Raw genomic sequence first — 19,772 nt, forward strand, 5'->3', positions numbered from 1 at the left:
TTTCTTGTCCGAAAGGAACATTCCAATATGAAATTCCCATGTCTTTTCGACTTCTCGAACCCGATAAAGGGATACTCCTTTCCGAGGCAATCTCGACAAATACGATTCTAAAGGGGAAAGAATTTCCGCCAGGAACCTGGATCCTAGCTGACTTTCAGTCTCAAGGAAGAGGACGCAAAAATCGAACCTGGGCCGTATTAGGGGACGAGCCTTTCCTATTCTCGGGAAAGTTTCGTTCGACCGGTGAAATACATTCTCCGAATCTTTTTTCCTTATTCATCGGAGTTTCGGTAGCGAAAGCCCTGCTAACAACCTATCCGTCCTTGCACGAATCGGGCGATCTTAAAATCAAGTGGCCGAACGATATATTCGTAAAAGGTAAGAAAGTTTGCGGAATTTTAATAGAAACCGAAAAAGAAGGAGAGGACTGGGATTGGATTGTCGGCATCGGGGTTAATCTTTTCGGAAAAAGCCTTTCGGAAGAATTACCGGAAGCCGGATTTGTGACGTCCTCGGAGACCGAGTCGGGAAGAAGAAACCGTTTTCTAGAAACGCTCCTACCATTGTTAAACGACGCGGCCTTATCCCTGAGCGACGGAAAAACGTATCTTTCGTTTATCAACGACCGACTTCTCTGGAAAGAAAGTACGATCGCCTATACGGAAAACGGGGTTCCGCAGACCGCGATCGTATTGGGAGTGGACGATTCCGGACGATTACTCGTTCGATCTCCTTCCGGGGAAATCACCGAATTCATTGACAGTCCGGAAGATTTTAGATCCCTGGGTTAGGAATGATTCTAGTTATAGATGTCGGTAATACAAATACCGTTTTCGGAATTTACCGGGACGGTTCGAAAGAGCCTATCTTTCATAGGCGAACCGTAACGAGAAAAGATCGAACCTCCGATGAAATGGGTCTTTTCTTACGAGGGTTTTTGCGGGAATTTGAAATCGATAGTTCGCATATTCGCGGAGGAATTTATTCTTCGGTAGTTCCGCAATTGAATCCGATCTTAGAAAGAATGATTCAGGATTGGTTTAAGATCGAACCGATTAGAGTTCATTATCAAATGAAACTCCCGTTCGGAATTAAATATCCTCGGCCCTTCGAGATCGGAGCGGACCGTTTGGTAAACGCCGCAGCAGCGGTCGTCGATCATCCCGGAAAAAACATCATCATCGACTTAGGAACTGCGACCACATTTTGCGTGATCGACGAATCTCCGAACTACTTGGGTGGAGTTATCGCTCCGGGATTAAAGGGATCCATGGATGCTCTCACTCGAAACGCCGCCCAATTGCCGCCGATCGTATTCCAGGCCCCGACGAAGATACTAGGCGATTCCACGATCGAATCCATCCAAGCGGGATTTTTTTACGGATGGATCGGATTATTGGAAGGAATCATACGAGAAATTAAGAATAGCTACGGGAAGGAATATACCGTGATCGGTACCGGCGGACTCGTTACCACCATTCACGCGGCGCATCCCGGAATTTTCGATAAAATAGAACCGTTATTAACCTTACGCGGGTTGCAATTTCTATACGAACTGAATCATTAATGCGATTCGATACGAGAGTAGGATTAAAATGAACGACATCCAAGAATACACGTCCGACCTGCAAATAGACAATTTCAGCGTGGTCGAGACTTCGACTTTACATCCGACTCAACTCTGCCTAGGATTCCGGGAGGTTCAATATAGGATCGGACAATTTAAGGAAATGTCTTCGGAAGATCTGGATGCATACTTAAAAGAGAATTACCTTCCCGTCGTGATAGGCCCGGACAAGCGACCTTACGTCGTGGACCATCATCATCGCGCTCGTGCGATAGAACTCACCGATATGAGAGATACGGTTTATATTAAAGTTTTAAAAAACTGTTCCGAATGGCAAGAGAGGGACTTTTGGTTATTGATGCGGGAAAATGCATGGGTATACTTATTCGACAAAGACGGAAATCCCGCCGGTATCGAGGAAATTCCGTCCCGCTTGGAAGGCCTGCAAGACGATAAATTTAGAAGTCTAGCCTGGGCCGTACGCAAAGCCGGCGCTTATGAAAAATCGGATAAGCCATTCCAAGAGTTTTTATGGGGGAACTTTTTTAGGCAGCAAATGGATTTTGAAGATACCGAAGAAGGATTTCAAGCTGCCGTAAATCAAGCCATCGAACTTTGTAAAACTCACGAGGCAAAACATCTCCCGGGGTTTATTAAAAAATAGGCATTCTTCCTCGAATCGAATAGGTCCGGATTCCATTCCGGTATAAACTAAAAATCGGTCGGAATTAAATTCACGATTCTATGTCGCTTACTAAAAAGAATATCCGTTAAAGTCGCGACGTCCTCGCTTTCGAGCCGGGACACCTAACGTACGTTTCGTTATCATCCTCTTCCGATTATACCCGCATTACGAATTCATTTTGATTTCTTAAATTACCTTTTCAATTGATATTTTGCATATAAATTCAGAAGAATATCAGCGCGATTTCGGACTTTTTCGATTGCGATCTTTACCAAAATCTCTACACTTCCTCTTGTAAAACCTGCCGAGAGACGGAGGCATTCTGATGCGGAGCGCAATTCGAAATAAAGTAGAAAACCTTTTTTCCGGAGCCGGTATTTCATTCGGAGGAAATTCCCCCTGGGATATAAAGATCCGAGACGAAGCTTTTTACGAAAGACTGATCGCAAAAGGCTCGTTAGGTTTTGGAGAAGCCTATATGGACGGCTGGTTCGAGAGCGAACGGTTGGATCAAACCGTCTATAGAATCGTCAAAGCAGGACTCGAACATGCCGGCGGAAAATCCTGGAGAGATATTCTACTCCTCGTACTTTCCCGGTTGATCAATCAACAAAATAAGAGTAGAGCGTTCGAAGTCGGGGAAAGACATTATGATCTCGGAAACGACCTCTTTCAGGAAATGCTCGATCCGGAGCTCGTATATTCCTGCGCATATTGGAAGAACGCGGCTAACTTAGCGGAAGCGCAAAAAAACAAACTGGATTTAATCTGTCGTAAAATAGGATTAAAATCGGGTATGAAAGTATTGGATATAGGCTGCGGTTGGGGAGGTTTTGCCCGACATGCCGCACGGAACTACGGAGCGGAAGTCGTGGGGATTAGCGTTTCCAAAGAACAATTAGCTCTGGCCAAGGATCTTTCCAAAGGTTTGAAAATCGAGTTTAGGCTGCAGGACTATAGGGACGTGAACGAGCCTTTTGATCGGATCGTTTCCGTCGGACAAATGGAACATGTCGGATTTAAGAATTATAGAACCTACATGAAACTAGTTTATAAATGTCTTAAAGACGGAGGACTCTTTCTACTGCATACGATAGGATCCAACGAAACCGCGAAAGTCGGAGATGCGTGGATAGAAAAATACATATTTCCGAATTCCCTTCTCCCTTCGTTGGCCCAATTGACGAGCGCGAGCGAGAATTTATTCGTGTTGGAAGATCTACAGAACTTCGGAAGCGATTATGATAGAACTCTAATGGCCTGGTATCATAATTTCGAAAGATCCTGGAAGAAGATAGGATCCAAATACGGAGAAAGGTTCTATAAAATGTGGAAATTTTATCTTCTTGCCTGCGCGGGCGCGTTCCGAGCCCGTAAATTACAGCTCTGGCAGTTCGTCTTCACGAAAGGAGTGGAAGGCGTATACGAAGCGGCAAGGTGATCCGATCCTAAAGCCGAACGATTCGGATTCGTCGACGGAAAACGAAGCGGAACCGTTTACAAACCGACGGATCCGGTCATCGCTAAGCCTACGTATGCGGACGCTAAAGCGTCCCAAGAATCGTCGTGTCCGGTCAAATCGCGTAGGCCGAGTAATAAGCGTAAGGCGGACTTTATATCCTTCTTATCCGCGGTTCCGTTTCCGGTAGTTCCTTTTTTAATTTGAGAAGCCGTCGGCTCAACGACCGGAACATTATGTTCTCCTAATGTAAGTAGGATGACCCCCCGGGATTCGTATACTCTAGCCGCGGTGGATCTATTCTTTGCGAAAAAAAGCTCCTCCACGCAGGCCAGATCCGGTCGGAATTCGTCCAAAATGGCGTCTAACTGACGACGAATCGCGATTAAATTCACAGGACTTTTCGTGCCCGGCGGGACTTCGATCGTTCCGTACGTGCGGACGAGAATAACCGACTTTACTTTCTCTAAAACGGCATATCCCATGCGATGGGAGCCTGGATCTATGCCTAAGACTTTCATTTTCTAAAGAAGTTTATCGTTCGATCCGTTTTCGAAGGATTAAAAATCCTTTATGAAGGAGTCGGCTATTCATATTCTTTCTCCAGTTCCGGAGCCAATTCGAAGTTGGAATTCACGCTCTGAACGTCGTCATGAGTTTCCAGGTTATCGATCAACTTCATTACTTTATCCGCAATATCCTTGTCGGCAACTTCGGTAGTGACCAAAGGAACGAATCTAATTTCGGATTCGTCGGTTTTGATCCCTTTATGATTCAAGGCGTTTTGCACGGCTTCGTAGTCTTCGGGTCCCGTGACGATCCTGTATACCTCGCCTTCGTTTTGGACGTCTTCGGCACCGGCACCTGCCGCTAAATCGAAGAGTTCTTCTTCTCCGATTTGATCGGACGGAACGATAATAATCCCTTTTCTTTCGAAAAGACGACTAACGCTTCCGGTTGTAGCGAGAGAACCTCCCAATTTGGTTAGAATACTTTTAATTTCGGGAGTAGTTCTGGATTTTTTATCCGTCACGGCCTCGACCATGATCGCAATACCGCCGGGACCGAAACATTCATAAAGGCATTCCTCGTAAACGATCCCCTCTAATTCCCCCGTTCCTTTTTTAATCGCCCGCTCGATATTGTCCTTAGGCATATTCGCGGATTTGGCTTTCAATACCGCGAGACGCAAACGAGGATTCCCTTCCTGGTCGGATCCTCCCATCCTGGCCGCTACGGTGATCTCTTTTACCACTTTTGTGAAGATCGCCCCTCGTTTCGAATCGATCGCGTCCTTCTTACGCTTAATAGTGGCCCACTTACTATGACCCGACATCGGATGTTCCCCTTTTTATCGAATTGAGAATTGATTGTTTGGAATTTTAAGCTCGAGCACGAGTTTCAAACACGCTTTTTTCAACAAATCCCTATTTTTCAACCTTGTCCATCTTTTTTGAGGGATCGACTTCGCCCTTAGACTTCGCGGAAAGGCTTGGCAAAGCACTCGAATTCGATATGATTGTTATGTGAATCAAAATAAATCCTCCCTCTTCCGCCGGATAATCCTTCAAGGGACTGCGATAGTAATTTTAGTCCAGTTTTTTGCCGTTTGCGATCGTAATCAGGATTTGGAAAAAAAGGAAATTATCAAGACCCTCTTCGAAGAACTTCAGGCCGATTTGTTAAAAGAACTCCAGGAATCCATAAAGAAAAACGGAATCGCCTCTTCGATCGCAGTTTGCAAAACGATTTCTCCCGCCAAGGAACAGGAACTTTCCGCAAAATATCCGGGCTTAAGACTGCGAAGAATTTCCGAAAAAAATAGAAACCCCGAGCATGCGCCGAACGAATGGGAAGCCAAGGTCATACAGGACTGGAAACAATTCTCAAAAACGGGAAATCCTCCGTACATGTTTTTCGAAAGCTCTCCGCAGGAACTCCATGCACTCAAGCCGATCCTATTGGCCAACGAGACCTGCCTAAAATGCCACGGTTCCTCCGAAGCGATAGATGCGAAGACGAAGGCTGCGTTATTGCGACTCTATCCGAATGATAAAGCGACAGGATACAAACTAGGAGACCTGAGAGGCGCCTTTTCCGCTAGTTGGAAACGTTTATAATCTAGTCACTCGCGCATATTAGGCCTCGATTTCCTGGGGCAAAGGAAAAAGTCGAGACCAAACCAAGGCCATCGTGATACCCGTTAAGTACATCCAAATGCTGAACACTGCCGAAGGTAGCGCGACCTTCGGACCGAAAAATTGAACGGCAAGAGTCATTCCTAACGTGGTATTTTGAATAGCGACTTCGATCGAAATCGTACGACATTGTCTTTCTCCGATTCCGAGAAATTTAGGAAGGAAATATCCGGCGGCAAAACCGAATGCATTATGTAAGACGACTGCAGCCCCGACAAGGCTAATCATATTCCAAAATTCGCTTCTATTCTTAAAGACTACGAATCCTATCACGAATACTAAAAATAGAATCGAAAATATTTTGTAAGGCTTTTCGATCGCACGGGCGATTTTAGGAAATCGATAATTAACGCTCATTCCTATCGTAATCGGGATCACGATAATAATAATCACGGTCTTTAACATTTCTATAAAAGAGATTTCTAAAATTTTCCCGGAGGGCGCGTCCAAAAAAGATCCGAAAAATGAAACGATAAACGGCGTTAAAAGCGGACAAAGTAGAGTCGACACCGAAGTGATCACAACCGCCAAAGCCACGTCTCCCTTGGCTAAATAGTTGATGAGATTCGAAGTCGTTCCACTAGGACAGGAGCCGACCAAAATGACGCCAAGCGCCAATTCATACTCAAGACCTAAAATCAAAACGACCGCATAAGCGGCCAGGGGCATAATCACGAAATGCCCGATCGTTCCGACTAACGATTGCAAGGGAGTGGTCAAGATTCGTCGAAAATCGCTTAAGGCAAGCCCGAATCCCATTCCTAGCATAACGATTGCGAGTAAACTAGGAAGCAAAGCTCTTTCGATAACGCCTAATTGCATCGGCAGTCTCCTTAAAATAACAAATGTTCAATCAATCGGGGGCCGAGCTCGACCTCCCTTTTATCTGGAGTGATTTAAGAAGGATCATCGGAAAAGAAAGTCTTTTTTATTTGGTTTTGGAATGGACTCCGAACAAATCGGAATTTCCGAACGAGCGCGGCCTAACTACAATACGTTAGTCTCCTTTTCCGAAGAGAGGGAAAAAATCAGCTCTTGAAAGAAACCGCTTCCCTACCATCGACCGAAAGGTTTAAGAGTCCGATCACTTTTTTATTTTCGGGATCGAGTCGTAAAGCCTTTTCAAGAAGTTCGCGCCCTCTAGTGCTTACGCCTATGGATAAGTATATGTCCGCCAAAATAATAAGCGCCTTGATATGATTCGGTTTCCTTAACAGCAAACGTTCAGCGACATCGATTGCCTTACCCGTTTCGCCGGCCATCTTATGTGCGTGAGCCGCGTAGAAGAAATGATCCAAGGAAGCCGGCGATTCCGCGATAAAATTCTCCAAATACCGGGCCGCCCTGGGAAAATTTTTCTCTTTAAAATGTTGCTCTCCCAAAAGACGCAGTAAATTTTTATCACGAGGATTGGCTTCCTGGGCTTTCTCCAAAAAATAAAGACCGTCCCGCTTTTCTCCCGTCTTAAGAAGGCTTTTGCCCTTATCGTAAAACTCGAAATATTCTCGGCCGGACTCGGATCGATCCTCTTCGGATTCCCCTAAATACTCGGCGCGCAATAAGGTAAAGTCGTCGTACAATTCGCCCTTCGTTTGAAGAATTTCAAAGATACGAGTCGGATCTCCCTGCCCTTCTTCGACGACGCCTAAAATTTGTTCCGTATCCTCGTTGATGACGGATTCGCCGGACGCGTTGACCATCTTCAAATCATCCTTCCCGTCCGATCCGATAAATAGTACGTCTTCCGGCGCGAGCTGAAACGTCTGAACGATTAAATTTTGTTCGTTATCGGGAATCCCGAATTTGCGACAAGTTAAAGCCTCTTCTATAAAAGACGCTTTGCCATCCCGATATAAAATCGTCCAAGGATGCTCCGCATTTATGTAATAAAGAAATCCCGACTTTTCGTCCAAAATTCCGATTACCGCCGATATGTACATGGACCCGTTAAAGGATTCATAAACTTGTTGCAACTCCATAAAGACTTGCTTCAACCATTGTTCCGGAGAAATTTCTCTTTCCTTGGTCATTTTGGATCGAGTGAGAATCGCGCGGAACACCACACCCAATACCAAGGCACCCCCGGCCCCTTGTATCGATTTTCCCATCGCGTCACCGTTTAAAAATACTGTATAATTCCGTCCTTTTAGCTCCAGATTCCCGGCAACGCAAATATCCCCGCCGATTTCGTAACTCCTAGTCTTGAATTCGAAATTCTTTTTCTGTTTGATGTAAAAATCGACCGACACGTTGGGACTTTTATTTTCATTTACGGTAAGCGGGTTGATGAGCAATGTCGTAAGGAAATAGTCCCCGTCTTGTTGGACTTTTAAGCGCTGCACCTGCTCTAGAGTATTATTTAATTCTAATGTTCTTTCCTCGATCTTTTTTTCCAGAGAACCGTTCAATTCCTCGACTTCCTCGTTTAGCCGTACGAATTTATTCGCGAGTATGATTGCCAGGCTCAAAATAAAGAACACGAACGAGTAGCCTACTAATCTCGGAAAAATAAAAACCCCCCGATCGGTCAAAATGTCCACTACCGTAGCGACTAACACCAATCCCATTCCCGCAGCGATCAATAACGCATCCCTGCTTTTCTTTCTGATTTCTCTTATCAACCAGTAGAATGCGACCGCTACGTACCCTAACCAAATCGGCTGGACTATATTCTGATTCACGAACATATAATTCAGAACCTCGCCCGTCGCCAAGATATAGAACGCGACACCTAAACAAAGAACGTCCAAGGCCAGAAAAAAACGAGATCGCGGAATTCTAAAATACGCCCGAAGAAAATGGCTAAAAAACGGAACGGTAAAAATCAGGACTAAGTATTCCATCTTTTTCATCGTAAAGAAGGAAATGCCGAGATCGTATTTAATTTGATTTCTAAAGAATTGATAAGCGACTAGGAGAAGAGTAAACGCGGAAAAGTATAAATTCTCGGACTCTTTTCGCCGACGAATGAATAGGAACGCAAAATAAATTCCGACCGTCAAATAAACCGTCAAGAATAGAAGTTTCAAATATTCTTCCCGATAAAATCTCGAAATTACTTCCTGGCTCGATCCGATTTCCGTCCTATCGTTCGTGATTCCGATATCGTTAGGAAAGTATTTCTCCACTCTTATAAGAAGAAGATTCGAATTCCCTTTATTCAATAAATCGTCCGGAATCTTATAAATTCGGACCTTGTCATACGCTTGCGGCTTTTCCGCTCCGAATATTCCGGTCTTTCCGATCAACGAACCGTTCCAATAGACTTCGTCCCTATCGGAAATAACGCCGAGTCTAATCGAGGCTTGTTCGCGAAAATTACGATCGTTAACGCGGATGACTCTTGCGATCCAGATCGTCTTAACCGAGGAATTCGATTCGATTTTTTTGATAAAATAATTGCCAGGAACTCCATAGTCTTCCCATTCGGAAAAGGTTTCGGTCCCATCCAAAAAAGATTCGTAAACGACTTTCGGATCGATCTGACGGTGAATCGACTTCCAACCTTGTCCGTCCAAGGAAGGAACCTTGGACAAGTCGGAAATTTCAGCAACGCTGATCTCGCCGGCGAGTAACGAAAAGATAGGAATGCAGAGGCAAACGCAAGCGAACCTGATAAGGGATTTCATCCCGAAACATCCAAGGTTAATTTAGTTACGACGAAGTAAGGCCGTTTTCGCTTTAATTCTAGTGAATAGATTTATCTTACAGGATGTTTCGAGTCGACTATAAAACGAATAGAATCAGATAACAATTACGTTTCGAAGAAATCGAATACTCACTTCGATTTACTTTTCTTTGCGCTTACGGGAGAACCTTGGGATTAGAATGCGATCAAGATACTTCCAATTCATTTGTTCTCTAGCGATAGGGATAGTTCTCTGAGTATCTGATGAATTGTGGCTGTGTGGCCGAAAAAGAAGCGCGAAAGAAATCGAAAAATCGGATTATAAATTTTTCCCTGCTCCCGAATGCGAACTCGGGTTAAATAAGGACCTAACTTTAAAAAATGATACTCCCAGGTTCCTTGGTATGGTAATCCTTCGCTCAAAATTCTCACAAGCAAGGAGGAGGGACGATTTTCCGATTCGAAACTATAACGAATATGATGTCCGTGGGAATCTTTTTCCAACCAAACGGTATCGCTTTCCTTTAGAACGGAACGAACACCGGATCTCCACCGAGGGTATTCTTCCGGATTTCTGATTACGGCAAACACTTCTTCGATCGGAGCCGCGATTTCCCGTTCTCCTTCCGCTTCGTGCTCCTGGGGCAGCGCTAGTCCGATCGCAACGATTAGGATAACGATCGTCAAAAAAATAGCCGTTGAAATCGCTAACCAAAACATGAATCGATCCAAATCGTCCGTTTTCGCTTACCGGATACAATCGATTTTTAGATCAACCGGTTAATTTATTTTGCGCTGTTTCGGTATCTTGGACTCGAATCGTTTGAAGTTTCGCTTTGTGCGCCCAAAGCCTGTAGGCACCGATTCCGGAAACGAATGATAGACCTAGATAGATTGCGGCCTGAACAAGTTCTTTTTTGAGAAGAGTCCCTGTACCGAATAAGGATGCGTACAGAGAAACACTGGCCAATATCCAGATCCAACAACGGGAATAAAATTCTTTCCGAACTTCGCGACCGCCCCATTTTCCCCAAAAACCGAAGGGTTGCGTTCTGGTTACGAATGCGTTTAAGGTATCTTCTCCGATCGGAGCCGTTAGAAATGTGACTGTGATAGAAACGGCCACACTTCCGATCGCGGTCCAGAACAATAAGTATTCGGATCGTACTTCGGGAAAAACGGGATATAGGAGTAAGGAAAGGGCGAGAGCCGTCAGCATGCCCGATAATTCGGTCCAAGCGTTCGCTCTCCACCAAATCCATCTTAAAATCTGCGGAAGCCCGAGTCCGGAAGCCATCGCTAGAAAAAATTTCCAAGCGGATTCGATGGATCCCATCTGAGTCGCCACCAAAATGGAAATGCCTGCCATCAGCACCACCGCAATTCTACTCGCTCTCACGGTTTGCTTATTATTCGCGGACGGTTTTAGGAATCGAAGATACAAATCGTTCACTAGATAGCTGGCCCCCCAATTGATATGAGTGTCGGCAGTCGACATAAACGCGGCCATTAAACTCACGAAAACCAAGCCTAAAATTCCCGAAGGAAGAATCATCTTCATCAAGGCCGGATAACCCATCTCGCGATCGTGCTGAACCATACTTCCTTCCGGAAAAAAAAGATCCGCCTTAGCCAACGGGAAGACTACAAGGCAAACCAATCCGGTTAAGACCCACGGCCAAGTTCTCAGGATGAAATTCGCGATATTAAACCAAAGAGATCCCAGTTCGGCGTCTCTAGGCGTTTTTGCGGTATGTAAACGTTGAGCCAGGTATCCGGATCCGTCGGAATAATATTGGATCCACCATTGTACCCCGATGAATATTAGAAATATTGTAAGTGGTAAATGATTTTCGCCTTCTCCGAAGGATGGCCAGAAAGAAAGTATCCCTTCGGATTTTCCGGGATAGGTTAGCTCGAGCTTGGAATAAAGGCCGTCCAACCCGCCGACGTAATTCACCGCATAAAAGGCGAATACGACCGCACCACAAATCCCTAATGCGAATTGAAATAGATCGGTGAGAATAACACCTTGAATTCCGCCCATGCTACTGTAAAAGACCACTACGGAGAAGAGAAGTAGAACGGTTAGTGTATTATTCAAATCGTCGAAAACTAGAAAGCCAGGCCAAATAGAAGATACGATCCCGTATGCATTCTCTCCCAACAAAACTTTCCAATCCAAAAAGGGTCGAGTGATTTTGGACATCGCTTTAAACACCCAACCCAAAATAATCGAATTAATTAAGATGCTTAAAAAGAAAGCCTTGCTAGCGCGTAAAATCGCCGCGCCGATTCCCGAATATCGGATCTCCACGATTTCGATATCCGTAAGAACCTCCACTCTTCTCCATAATGAAGCGAAGAAGACGGTCATGGCCATATAACCCAGGGCCCAGCTCCACCAGAGCCAGTTTCCGCTCACACCGTTTTTGGCGACGACGCCCGTGATCACTAACGGAGTGTCCGCAGCAAACGTTGTCGCTACCATCGAAGTTCCCAGCCACCACCAAGGAAGCTTTCGATCCGCGACGAAATAGGAGCTCAGACTTTCTCCGGCTTTGGAAGAGAGCAAAATTCCGGCTCCGAAAGCGAAGGCGATGTATACACCGATTAAGATCCAGTCGATAGTCGAAAAAATGGCGGCCATCCTTCCTTCCCGATCGGGAAGTCTTTTTCCTTAAGATCGGCCGGAAAGCTCGGAAAACAAGGATTCTTTCAATCTTAGAAATCGATTTCTCTTGATCCCGTCCGAAGTCGCGGAAACATGGCTACGAGACTATGGCAACTATCATCGTCCAAAAATACGGAGGCACATCCGTAGGAACTCCGGAAAGAATTCTAAACGTTGCAAAACGAATCAAACGTTATCATGATCGAGGCGATCACGTAGTCGTAGTCGTTTCCGCGATGGGACATACGACGGACGAGCTCGTAGACTTAGCGGAACAAATTAGTAAAACTCCTCCTCGACGAGAAATGGATATGTTGCTCTCCACCGGAGAACAGATCTCGATTTCCCTCTTGGCAATCGCTCTCTGGGAAATCGGAGTCCCGGCAAAATCGTTTACCGGATCGCAGGTAAAGATGGTCACGGACGGGAATTTCTCGAATGCCAAAATTGAAACGATAGATAGAACCAGAATCGATTCGGCCCTGACGGAAGGCAAAGTGGTCATCGTCGCGGGATTCCAAGGAATCGATAAGAACGAGAATATCACGACTTTGGGAAGAGGCGGTTCGGATACTTCTGCAGTCGCACTAGCCGCCGTGTTAGGCGCAAAAGAATGCGAGATTTATACCGATGTAGACGGGGTTTATACCGCCGATCCGCGAGTGGTCAAGCAGGCAACGAAGCACGCTCAAATCACGTACGAAGAAATGCTCGAACTTGCAAGTCTCGGAGCGGGAGTTCTGCATTCCCGCAGCGTGGAGCTTGGAATGAATTACGATGTAGTCATTCATGTTCGTTCCAGTTTTAATGATAATCCGGGCACTTTGGTGGTGAGCGAGGATAAGATTATGGAAAAATTAAAAGTCAGCGGAGTGACCGCAAAAAACGATCAGGCCCGAATCACGATCGCAAACGTTCCCGATAAACCCGGTCTTGCGGCCGACCTATTCGGTAAATTGAGTGGCCGGGACATCCTCGTGGACGTAATCGTACAATCTTCCCCGTATAACGGCAGAAATACCATTTCCTTTACCGTTCCTAAAAAGGATCTGCAGGAAGCCCTCCCGATTTTGGAATCCTTTGCAAATTCCCATGGCGCCCAAAAGGCCGAAATTAACGAAAATATCTCCATAGTTTCCGCGGTCGGAATCGGAATGAAATCCCATGTCGGCGTCGCAGCACAGATGTTTCAGGCACTGGCCGATGCAGGCGTAAATATCGAAATGATCTCCACATCCGAGATTAAGATATCCTGTGTGATTCCCAAAGACCGGGCAGAAATCGCGGTAAACAAGATCCATAGCACCTTCGGACTTTCGAAAAACGGTTGAACGTTCGGGACTAGGCGGGAATTTCTTCTTGTGCCCCCTATATTTGGTCCTGTTTTTACGCCGTTTCGGAATCGTCGTCGCTTTCTAGCCTCGACTCTGATCGCCGTTTCCTTTTTTTGGACCGTGAATTCTGCGGAACCGGCGGAATCAATCAATCGAATTATCGCGACGATCGGTAGCCAGTCGATTTCGGAATTGGACTATGACGACGCTTTGGACAAGTACTTAAAACTCTCCCGGTTCCTTAAAAATGAGGATATGCGTAAGTCCCAAAGGACCCGCGTAATCGATTTTCTTATCGATAGAGCGATCGTCGACGCAATCGCCGACGAAGAATCCATTCAAGTGAACCAAAAAAGGCTGGAAGGAGAGATCGACAAACGGATGGAATTGATGGGTCTTACGTCTCGAAAACAATTCGAGAAAGCCATCGAAGCGAGTTCCGGAATGTCCTACGATCTATGGATCACCGAACTTCCCTACCAGATCAAACGTGGTCAGCTACTCCAATACAAGGTTCCGATGCCTCCTCCCGCCGAAAAGGATGTAAGAAATTGGTACGCTCAAAACAAGGAGAAGGTCGGATTCGAAATTCAGTATAGATTGATCGCGATCGCGCCGAATAACGACAGCATCGCCGAGGAAGCTCGAATTCATAAAGAAGCCACCGAACTTCGCAAAACATTGCAGGCCGACGCAAATTCGTTCACTCTCATCGCCGGATCTCCTAGAAATAGCGACGTCAGACTTCGCGGTCGAAAAGGATTGGTGGATTGGATCTCCTCCTTCGAGTTGTATAAGATCAGCAAATCTTCCGCAATCGCAGCCTCCCCGCTCCAAGCAGGTAGCATTTCGGAGGTGTTTCGGGACGAATACAAACGCTATTGTATTCTCAAGGTGGAAGGGAAGAGAACGACTCCTTTCGATACGATCAAGGCGGGAATTATGAATATTCTGGCTCGTGAAAAAGAGGAAGAAAATTTCCAAAAATGGGTTCGAGAGCAAAGAAGCACTGTCCCGATTCAGATTTTCGACGATGCTTATAAAAAGGAAAATAAGATTCCGGACCACAAAGAATCCATCCATCTAGATTGAGTTTCGTTTCCTGCAGCTTTAGTCAGAAATAAAAATATGAAATTTCCTCCCCAAGCGATCGCATTTTATATTCCCAATTCGAAATTCCGATTCCTAACTTCTAGGTCGACTCGGGAAACCTCGGAATATCTTCGAACTACGCTTCATAAGCTCTCGCAAGTGTTTCCGAAACTCCCCATCTATTCCAATACTCGATTTGACGAGAGCCTTCCTTTGCAGGACCTCGCTCATGAATTCGGTTTTACGGAATTCGTACCGATCGATTCGGAATCGGAGGCTCATTTTTTTTCGACGATCGCCGAACAATTACTCCCCTCGAGAACGGGGGATCCGGATTGGGACGAGGCTAGTTTTATCGTTCTAGACGGAATCTTTCCCTTATTAGATCCGAATCTAAGTCGCGAAATCGCAGAGAGACACGATACGTTTCTGGCGCACTATTCTTATTCCGAAAATCTTCCCGTCGGAATCGTTCCTCGAATCCTTTCGCGGGAATTCGTTCGAAGTCTTCCGGCTAATTTTACCGGAAGCACTCAGGATTTCTTAGCTAAGAATATCAATCATTACGATACGGAAATTTTTTATCATTCGCCGGACTTGAGACAGTGGCGTTTGGATTTTTCTCTTCTCGACCTTCGTTCCGTTTTACTCGTGAACTCTTTCCTCGCAAAAAAGAAAGATTGGAAGTACGAGGAAATTTTACCCTTTTTACTTTCCGATCCTCAAGCGTTTCGCGTAGGACCGAGTTATCTGGAACTGGAACTCTTCGGAGGAAAACTTAGGGAATCGCCTATTTATCCCGCAAGTAAACTCAGGGAAAATGGACCGGAGAGCCGCATAGAACCTTCTCTTTTGAATTCCCTGATCGAGCAGCACAGATCCAATTTCGGAACCGAATATAGCGTTTGTTTCGGCGGTTTGGGGGAACCCATATTACATCCTCAACTTCCGGAATGCATCGACATTGTCTTAAAATCAACGTCGTTAAACGAATTATTTATCGAAACCGACCTGGTCGACGATATCCGAAACTTGAAACAAAGTTTCGAGAATCGTACAAAGGAAGAGCTATCGAAAGTCAGCCTCATCGTTAATTTAAGTACCTGGAATAAAAAAACGTATACCGCTTTGTACGGATACGATGGATTCGATGCCGTCGTTCGAAACTTGGAAGAGATTTCGCAGGTTCTTCCCAAGTCCTCCATTTATCTTCAATTTCTAAAATTAAAAGAGATCGATTCGGAACTAGATTCCTGGTACGAAGCCGCGGAGAAGGCAGGATACGGAATCATTCTTCAAAAGTATAATTCGTACGCCGGGAAATTGCCCGAACGTAGGGCCGCGGATCTGACTCCTTTGGAAAAGGAATTTTGTTGGCACCTAGCCAGGGATCTCTACGTAAATGCGGACGGGTCGGTCGCAATATGCAAGCAGCAACCGGGGACCGCATCCAGAAGTCTCGGAAATCTAAATTCGCAATCCTTGCTGGATATTTGGAAAAAAGGCCATCCCTTCTTTGCACTCTCCGCAAGCGGAAAGCACGAAGAGATCCCTGCGCCTTGCCTTACTTGCGATGAGTGGTACACTTTTAACGCATAAAAGACTCGGCTCCCTGTATGCGTTCATACAGGCGAGGACGAGTTCGACTCGCCTCCCCCGAAAAGTACTGAAGGATCTTCCGGAAGGTTCCGGAAACGCCTTGCTGGATCATATCCATTTTCGAATCAGTAAGGTTCTACCTCAATCCCGCATCGTTTATGTCGTGCCGGAGGAAGATTTCGAATTGGAAGCCTTTCTTTCTTCCAGGAATAGACGAGTTTTCTCCGGACCGTTAGAAGACGTGAGAGCTCGATACATTCTCGCAGCCTCGAAATTCGGCGCGGAAGCTGTCCTTCGCTTAACGGGTGACAATCCGTTTTACGACGTAAAACATCTAGGACTGCTTTTACTATCCTTCTTACAAGGATCTTCGCAGCTATCATACTTCAAAGGATTACCCTTAGGAATGGGGGGAGAAGTTTTTCGTACGGAAGCTTTGCTTTGGGAGCCGCAAGACGGATTGGAGGAGCGACATAGGGAACATGTCAGCCTACATATTAAGGAGCATCCGGAAAAATTTCGAATTACTTCCATCCCAGCTTTGCTAGCGGAGGAGGATTCGGATAGAATTCCGCGTTTCCGTCTGACCGTCGATACGCCGGAAGATTTTCGAACAATGGAGGCAATCTTAGAGGGACCGGCAAAATCGATCGGGAACACAAAACCTGAAATTCCGGATTGGGGTGTGGGAGATCTTCTTAAATGGGAAGCGGATTTTCCGAAACTATTCCGGGAAAATGCAAGCGTTCCTCAGATAAAATTTTCTCTTCCTAGGGTAAACCGAAAGTCGAAAGGCAAGATCGCACTTCTCGTCGCTCCCGCAAAGGAATTCGGCAGCGGCCATGAAGCAAGATCGCATATTTTATATTCCCTGCTTCCCGACCGAGATTGGGAACCCACATTGATTTCCAAGTTTCCAAAGGACGGCGAATATCAAGGATTAATAATCGACTACAGGGATATAAGTATTCCGATAGAATATAAGAAAACAAAATTATTGCTTTTGGATCATTTCGGAGCGGAACGGAAAATTCATCCCCATTTCGATCTATTACCCCATCCACTGAATCGTGGAGACTTTGACTGGAGTAATATTTTGCTCCCTCCTTCCCTTACAAGTTCCGCATTAAATCCGACACAGGAGGAAATGGAAGAATATGAATTCTTTTGCTACGCCGGCACGATCGAAAAGCGACAATCGAACGACTTGGATCGAATTCTACTTCGGCAATCACCATCCGGAAAAATCCTAAGAGTCGGCGGAACTCCTCCCGCCGCAGAGAACGCAAGAATCGAACATGTCGATAGACTTTCCACGAACGATTATTTAACGGCGCTTAGAGGCTCAAAACGATTTTTCGGATATTTCGGACAGAGTCTATTCGAAGCCTTATATCTTGGAATCCCATCCGCTACGTTCGGAATCTCCCCCGTTCATGAAACTCTTTCGTCCATGTTGGAGGAAGACGCAGGAATTCCGTATTACAAAAACATCGGTTCCGCAAAATTTTCCGTCGGAACGCGAGCCCCCGGAGCCGGCGGATATGATAATATATTAGAATATATAGATTTTCTGTTTTATCAAAAATGAAGATATTCAATTTTGCGCGGATCGGACGGGAAGCAAGATTAGCGATTTTATCCGGAGCCCTCCAGAGCCGTAACAAAACTAAAAATAAAAAGGCTACCTCTGGATACCCCGAATCGTTCGGTATTTTCCGGAAAGGAACAGATTGTATTTTAAACCGTTCTTTTCTACGGCTCCGATCGAAGCGGATTTATTATTCGATTGAATGACTCTCTGAATATCCTACAGATCTAAACCGTAGGCCCGGAGTTTTTGAAGATTGCAGGCGATCAATGCATCCCGGACCTTGCGCAACCAGGAAAATAAGTGATTGCACGTTGAGTGGAGTTGCTGTCATACTTTCCTTGTAACCGTTAAAACGGTTAAAGGCTTCGGGAGTTTTTATGGTAAAGAGAATCGTACACAATCTGACTCTTCCCTTGATTGTAGCGTCTTTTATTCAAATTTCCGCCTGCACTGCTGCGAATCCGCATCCCAGAGAGATCGCCATAGGCGAGGAAAAGATTAGCGTCACTCTAAAAATCGATGAAACATTCAAACCCCAAATTTTTTATCCGTTTGGAACAAGTGCATTCGAAACCGTAAAAAAACCCCAATGGATCCCGCTCGAAGAATCTCCGAATATTCTTCTGAAGCCGTTCGTCGGACTCTTTCGGCGAGAGACAGGAATCCTGCTCCAAACGGCGCCATCCCAGTCTCAGTCGATCATGATCCAGCCCGTAAATTTACTCGTAGCGGATAGCATGGCCGCCTTCGCTGAATTTAGAATTTACTACAAATTCTCCTCGGGAGAAACGACGGAAGATCGGTTTAGCGTGGCCTGTAATCAGGAATTTCCGACGGCAGCCTATCCTCGCGCCCTCATGGAAGCGGCTTCGAACCGAGCAGCCGCTTACTATTATCATCGCTCGAAAGTTGAGCCTCAGGGCAAACTCCCGGCTTACTATAAGGCAAAAAGTGGATTCCTGGAATCGCCGGTCACTTATGTTCTGAATCTATTTAAGAACAATCCGGAAATCACGGTCGTTTATTTTGAAACCGCAGATTCCGCCTTATCATATCTTCCCAAAGAATTCGAGACGACTGGCTGCCTGATGTACACGAATAATATAGGCGGAGGGGTCCGTTGCGTAACCCCGCAAAAAATCAAAATCCCGGCGAAATGGTCCAGTAAACTAACTCAGACTCCGATCGAGCCGAATTAGAATATCCGACGGAGAAGATTAGGATTCTTTAATCCACGTTGAAAGAACAAAGATGAGTTGTTAATCGACTCTTTCGCATTACTTCAAAGAAATGGTAATCAAGAAAACGAACAGAGCAAGCGGGAAAGACCAGGTTAGGACTGCCTTTCCGGTATTTAAACCGAAGCAGGATTTTAGCCCTTTCATAAACAGAATCGCCTGAAGTAGAAACCCCGCTAATAAAAAGATCCCGTTTAAACTCAGAAAGAACACCAGCTTAAATGTATCCTCCCTAAAGCTAGCCGGAGCGATATTGAATAGGAGAAGGATCGGAAAGAAGGAAAGAAGAATATAAAAATTACTTATTGCCGTAATCCCTAAGATCCTGAAATAGGATTTCCTTTCTTCTCCGAGTAACCAAAGAAAGATATGACTCAGACTTCCGGCAATAAGCATCGCAAGAAGAAAGGAAAAAACAAGGGTAAAAAGATTCCAAGGAAAGACGTTAAACAGAAACATCGAAAAAGAGATTTTTCCCTCGTTATAGTAGGTGCGCATGACTGACGAAAACGACTGAACCTTTTTCCAATTGGCAAACGAAACGAGCAAATTAAATACTATGTATGTAATTAAATACAGGCCTTGGATTCTCAGAGTGCGAAGCAAAAAGATCGCGGGCTTGATCTCCAAGATCGTCTCAGGACGGATCGAGTATCTCCAGTTCTGTTGAAACGCATCGGAATAAATCTTTAAAAACTTCAAAT

At 45.4% G+C, this 19,772-nt stretch carries 17 protein-coding genes; 10 read left to right on the forward strand and 7 right to left on the reverse strand.

The window, feature by feature from the left end; genetic code table 11:
* Positions 1–38: 38 nt before the first annotated feature.
* The 4 genes from LEP1GSC047_RS05095 (at position 39) to cfa (ending at position 3,693) form a co-directional block, all read left to right on the forward strand.
* Positions 39–791: a biotin--[acetyl-CoA-carboxylase] ligase gene (locus LEP1GSC047_RS05095; RefSeq protein ID WP_010414999.1), complete on the forward strand. Its 753-nt coding sequence runs from the start codon at positions 39–41 to the stop codon at positions 789–791.
* 2 nt (positions 792–793) lie between these two features.
* Positions 794–1,567 (forward strand): type III pantothenate kinase, encoded by a 774-nt coding sequence (locus LEP1GSC047_RS05100; protein WP_010415001.1) that lies wholly within the window; start codon positions 794–796, stop codon positions 1,565–1,567.
* Positions 1,568–1,595: 28 nt separating this feature from the next.
* Positions 1,596–2,231, forward strand: coding sequence for a ParB-like protein (locus LEP1GSC047_RS05105; protein WP_010415004.1), 636 nt, complete (start codon positions 1,596–1,598; stop codon positions 2,229–2,231).
* Positions 2,232–2,577: 346 nt separating this feature from the next.
* Positions 2,578–3,693, forward strand: a complete 1,116-nt coding sequence (gene cfa / locus LEP1GSC047_RS05110) for a cyclopropane fatty acyl phospholipid synthase (RefSeq protein WP_010415006.1) — start codon at positions 2,578–2,580, stop codon at positions 3,691–3,693.
* 56 nt (positions 3,694–3,749) lie between these two features.
* Here cfa and LEP1GSC047_RS05115 read toward each other — a convergent pair whose 3' ends face one another.
* Both LEP1GSC047_RS05115 and LEP1GSC047_RS05120 read right to left on the reverse strand, forming a co-directional pair.
* Complete coding sequence (locus LEP1GSC047_RS05115; protein ID WP_010415008.1) at positions 3,750–4,232, reverse strand: crossover junction endodeoxyribonuclease RuvC; 483 nt, start codon at positions 4,230–4,232, stop codon at positions 3,750–3,752.
* Between the two features lie 65 nt (positions 4,233–4,297).
* Positions 4,298–5,047 carry a YebC/PmpR family DNA-binding transcriptional regulator gene (locus LEP1GSC047_RS05120; RefSeq protein ID WP_010415009.1) on the reverse strand — a complete coding sequence of 250 codons (750 nt, stop codon included), beginning with the start codon at positions 5,045–5,047 and terminating at the stop codon, positions 4,298–4,300.
* Between the two features lie 190 nt (positions 5,048–5,237).
* Here LEP1GSC047_RS05120 and LEP1GSC047_RS05125 point away from each other — a divergent pair, with 190 nt between their 5' ends.
* Positions 5,238–5,831 carry a Tll0287-like domain-containing protein gene (locus LEP1GSC047_RS05125; RefSeq protein ID WP_010415010.1) on the forward strand — a complete coding sequence of 198 codons (594 nt, stop codon included), beginning with the start codon at positions 5,238–5,240 and terminating at the stop codon, positions 5,829–5,831.
* A gap of 18 nt (positions 5,832–5,849) precedes the next feature.
* Here LEP1GSC047_RS05125 and LEP1GSC047_RS05130 read toward each other — a convergent pair whose 3' ends face one another.
* From LEP1GSC047_RS05130 to LEP1GSC047_RS05145, 4 genes are all read right to left on the reverse strand, one after another.
* The gene (locus tag LEP1GSC047_RS05130; protein WP_010415011.1) at positions 5,850–6,731 is read right to left on the reverse strand and encodes a bile acid:sodium symporter family protein; all 882 of its coding nucleotides are present in this window, start codon (positions 6,729–6,731) and stop codon (positions 5,850–5,852) included.
* Positions 6,732–6,937: 206 nt separating this feature from the next.
* Positions 6,938–9,538 (reverse strand): SpoIIE family protein phosphatase, encoded by a 2,601-nt coding sequence (locus LEP1GSC047_RS05135; RefSeq protein WP_010415012.1) that lies wholly within the window; start codon positions 9,536–9,538, stop codon positions 6,938–6,940.
* 221 nt (positions 9,539–9,759) lie between these two features.
* Positions 9,760–10,257 carry an LIC10604 family protein gene (locus LEP1GSC047_RS05140; protein ID WP_010415014.1) on the reverse strand — a complete coding sequence of 166 codons (498 nt, stop codon included), beginning with the start codon at positions 10,255–10,257 and terminating at the stop codon, positions 9,760–9,762.
* Between the two features lie 52 nt (positions 10,258–10,309).
* The gene (locus tag LEP1GSC047_RS05145) at positions 10,310–12,178 is read right to left on the reverse strand and encodes a sodium:solute symporter family protein (RefSeq protein WP_238325542.1); all 1,869 of its coding nucleotides are present in this window, start codon (positions 12,176–12,178) and stop codon (positions 10,310–10,312) included.
* 140 nt (positions 12,179–12,318) lie between these two features.
* Here LEP1GSC047_RS05145 and LEP1GSC047_RS05150 point away from each other — a divergent pair, with 140 nt between their 5' ends.
* The 5 genes from LEP1GSC047_RS05150 (at position 12,319) to LEP1GSC047_RS05175 (ending at position 19,029) form a co-directional block, all read left to right on the forward strand.
* Positions 12,319–13,542 (forward strand): aspartate kinase, encoded by a 1,224-nt coding sequence (locus tag LEP1GSC047_RS05150; RefSeq protein WP_010415016.1) that lies wholly within the window; start codon positions 12,319–12,321, stop codon positions 13,540–13,542.
* A gap of 30 nt (positions 13,543–13,572) precedes the next feature.
* Positions 13,573–14,637, forward strand: a complete 1,065-nt coding sequence (locus LEP1GSC047_RS05155; RefSeq protein WP_010415017.1) for a putative peptidyl-prolyl cis-trans isomerase — start codon at positions 13,573–13,575, stop codon at positions 14,635–14,637.
* Positions 14,638–14,673: 36 nt separating this feature from the next.
* A complete protein-coding gene (locus LEP1GSC047_RS05160; RefSeq protein WP_010415019.1) occupies positions 14,674–16,236 on the forward strand; it encodes a spiro-SPASM protein in 1,563 nt (520 codons plus the stop codon).
* Positions 16,211–17,827 (forward strand): cytidylyltransferase domain-containing protein, encoded by a 1,617-nt coding sequence (locus tag LEP1GSC047_RS05165; RefSeq protein WP_010415022.1) that lies wholly within the window; start codon positions 16,211–16,213, stop codon positions 17,825–17,827. The genes LEP1GSC047_RS05160 and LEP1GSC047_RS05165 overlap by 26 nt, the downstream gene beginning before the upstream one ends.
* A gap of 380 nt (positions 17,828–18,207) precedes the next feature.
* Positions 18,208–19,029 carry a hypothetical protein gene (locus LEP1GSC047_RS05175; protein WP_010415026.1) on the forward strand — a complete coding sequence of 274 codons (822 nt, stop codon included), beginning with the start codon at positions 18,208–18,210 and terminating at the stop codon, positions 19,027–19,029.
* A 78-nt stretch (positions 19,030–19,107) separates the two neighbouring features.
* On the opposite strand, the gene LEP1GSC047_RS05180 is transcribed toward LEP1GSC047_RS05175, so the two are convergent.
* A complete protein-coding gene (locus LEP1GSC047_RS05180; RefSeq protein WP_010415029.1) occupies positions 19,108–19,770 on the reverse strand; it encodes a YIP1 family protein in 663 nt (220 codons plus the stop codon).
* Positions 19,771–19,772: the final 2 nt, after the last annotated feature.

The organism is Leptospira inadai serovar Lyme str. 10 (assembly GCF_000243675.2).
Lineage (GTDB): Bacteria > Spirochaetota > Leptospiria > Leptospirales > Leptospiraceae > Leptospira_B > Leptospira_B inadai.

Excerpts from the sequence above, each read along its gene's own strand:
- LEP1GSC047_RS05095 (WP_010414999.1), top strand. The coding sequence starts at position 39 with ATGTCTTTTCGACTTCTCGAACCCGATAAAGGGATACTCCTTTCCGAG.
- LEP1GSC047_RS05100 (WP_010415001.1), top strand. The coding sequence starts at position 794 with ATGATTCTAGTTATAGATGTCGGTAATACAAATACCGTTTTCGGAATT.
- LEP1GSC047_RS05105 (WP_010415004.1), top strand. The coding sequence starts at position 1,596 with ATGAACGACATCCAAGAATACACGTCCGACCTGCAAATAGACAATTTC.
- cfa (WP_010415006.1), top strand. The coding sequence starts at position 2,578 with ATGCGGAGCGCAATTCGAAATAAAGTAGAAAACCTTTTTTCCGGAGCC.
- LEP1GSC047_RS05115 (WP_010415008.1), bottom strand. The coding sequence starts at position 4,232 with ATGAAAGTCTTAGGCATAGATCCAGGCTCCCATCGCATGGGATATGCC.
- LEP1GSC047_RS05120 (WP_010415009.1), bottom strand. The coding sequence starts at position 5,047 with ATGTCGGGTCATAGTAAGTGGGCCACTATTAAGCGTAAGAAGGACGCG.
- LEP1GSC047_RS05130 (WP_010415011.1), bottom strand. The coding sequence starts at position 6,731 with ATGCAATTAGGCGTTATCGAAAGAGCTTTGCTTCCTAGTTTACTCGCA.
- LEP1GSC047_RS05135 (WP_010415012.1), bottom strand. The coding sequence starts at position 9,538 with ATGAAATCCCTTATCAGGTTCGCTTGCGTTTGCCTCTGCATTCCTATC.
- LEP1GSC047_RS05140 (WP_010415014.1), bottom strand. The coding sequence starts at position 10,257 with ATGTTTTGGTTAGCGATTTCAACGGCTATTTTTTTGACGATCGTTATC.
- LEP1GSC047_RS05150 (WP_010415016.1), top strand. The coding sequence starts at position 12,319 with ATGGCAACTATCATCGTCCAAAAATACGGAGGCACATCCGTAGGAACT.
- LEP1GSC047_RS05160 (WP_010415019.1), top strand. The coding sequence starts at position 14,674 with ATGAAATTTCCTCCCCAAGCGATCGCATTTTATATTCCCAATTCGAAA.
- LEP1GSC047_RS05165 (WP_010415022.1), top strand. The coding sequence starts at position 16,211 with ATGAGTGGTACACTTTTAACGCATAAAAGACTCGGCTCCCTGTATGCG.
- LEP1GSC047_RS05175 (WP_010415026.1), top strand. The coding sequence starts at position 18,208 with ATGGTAAAGAGAATCGTACACAATCTGACTCTTCCCTTGATTGTAGCG.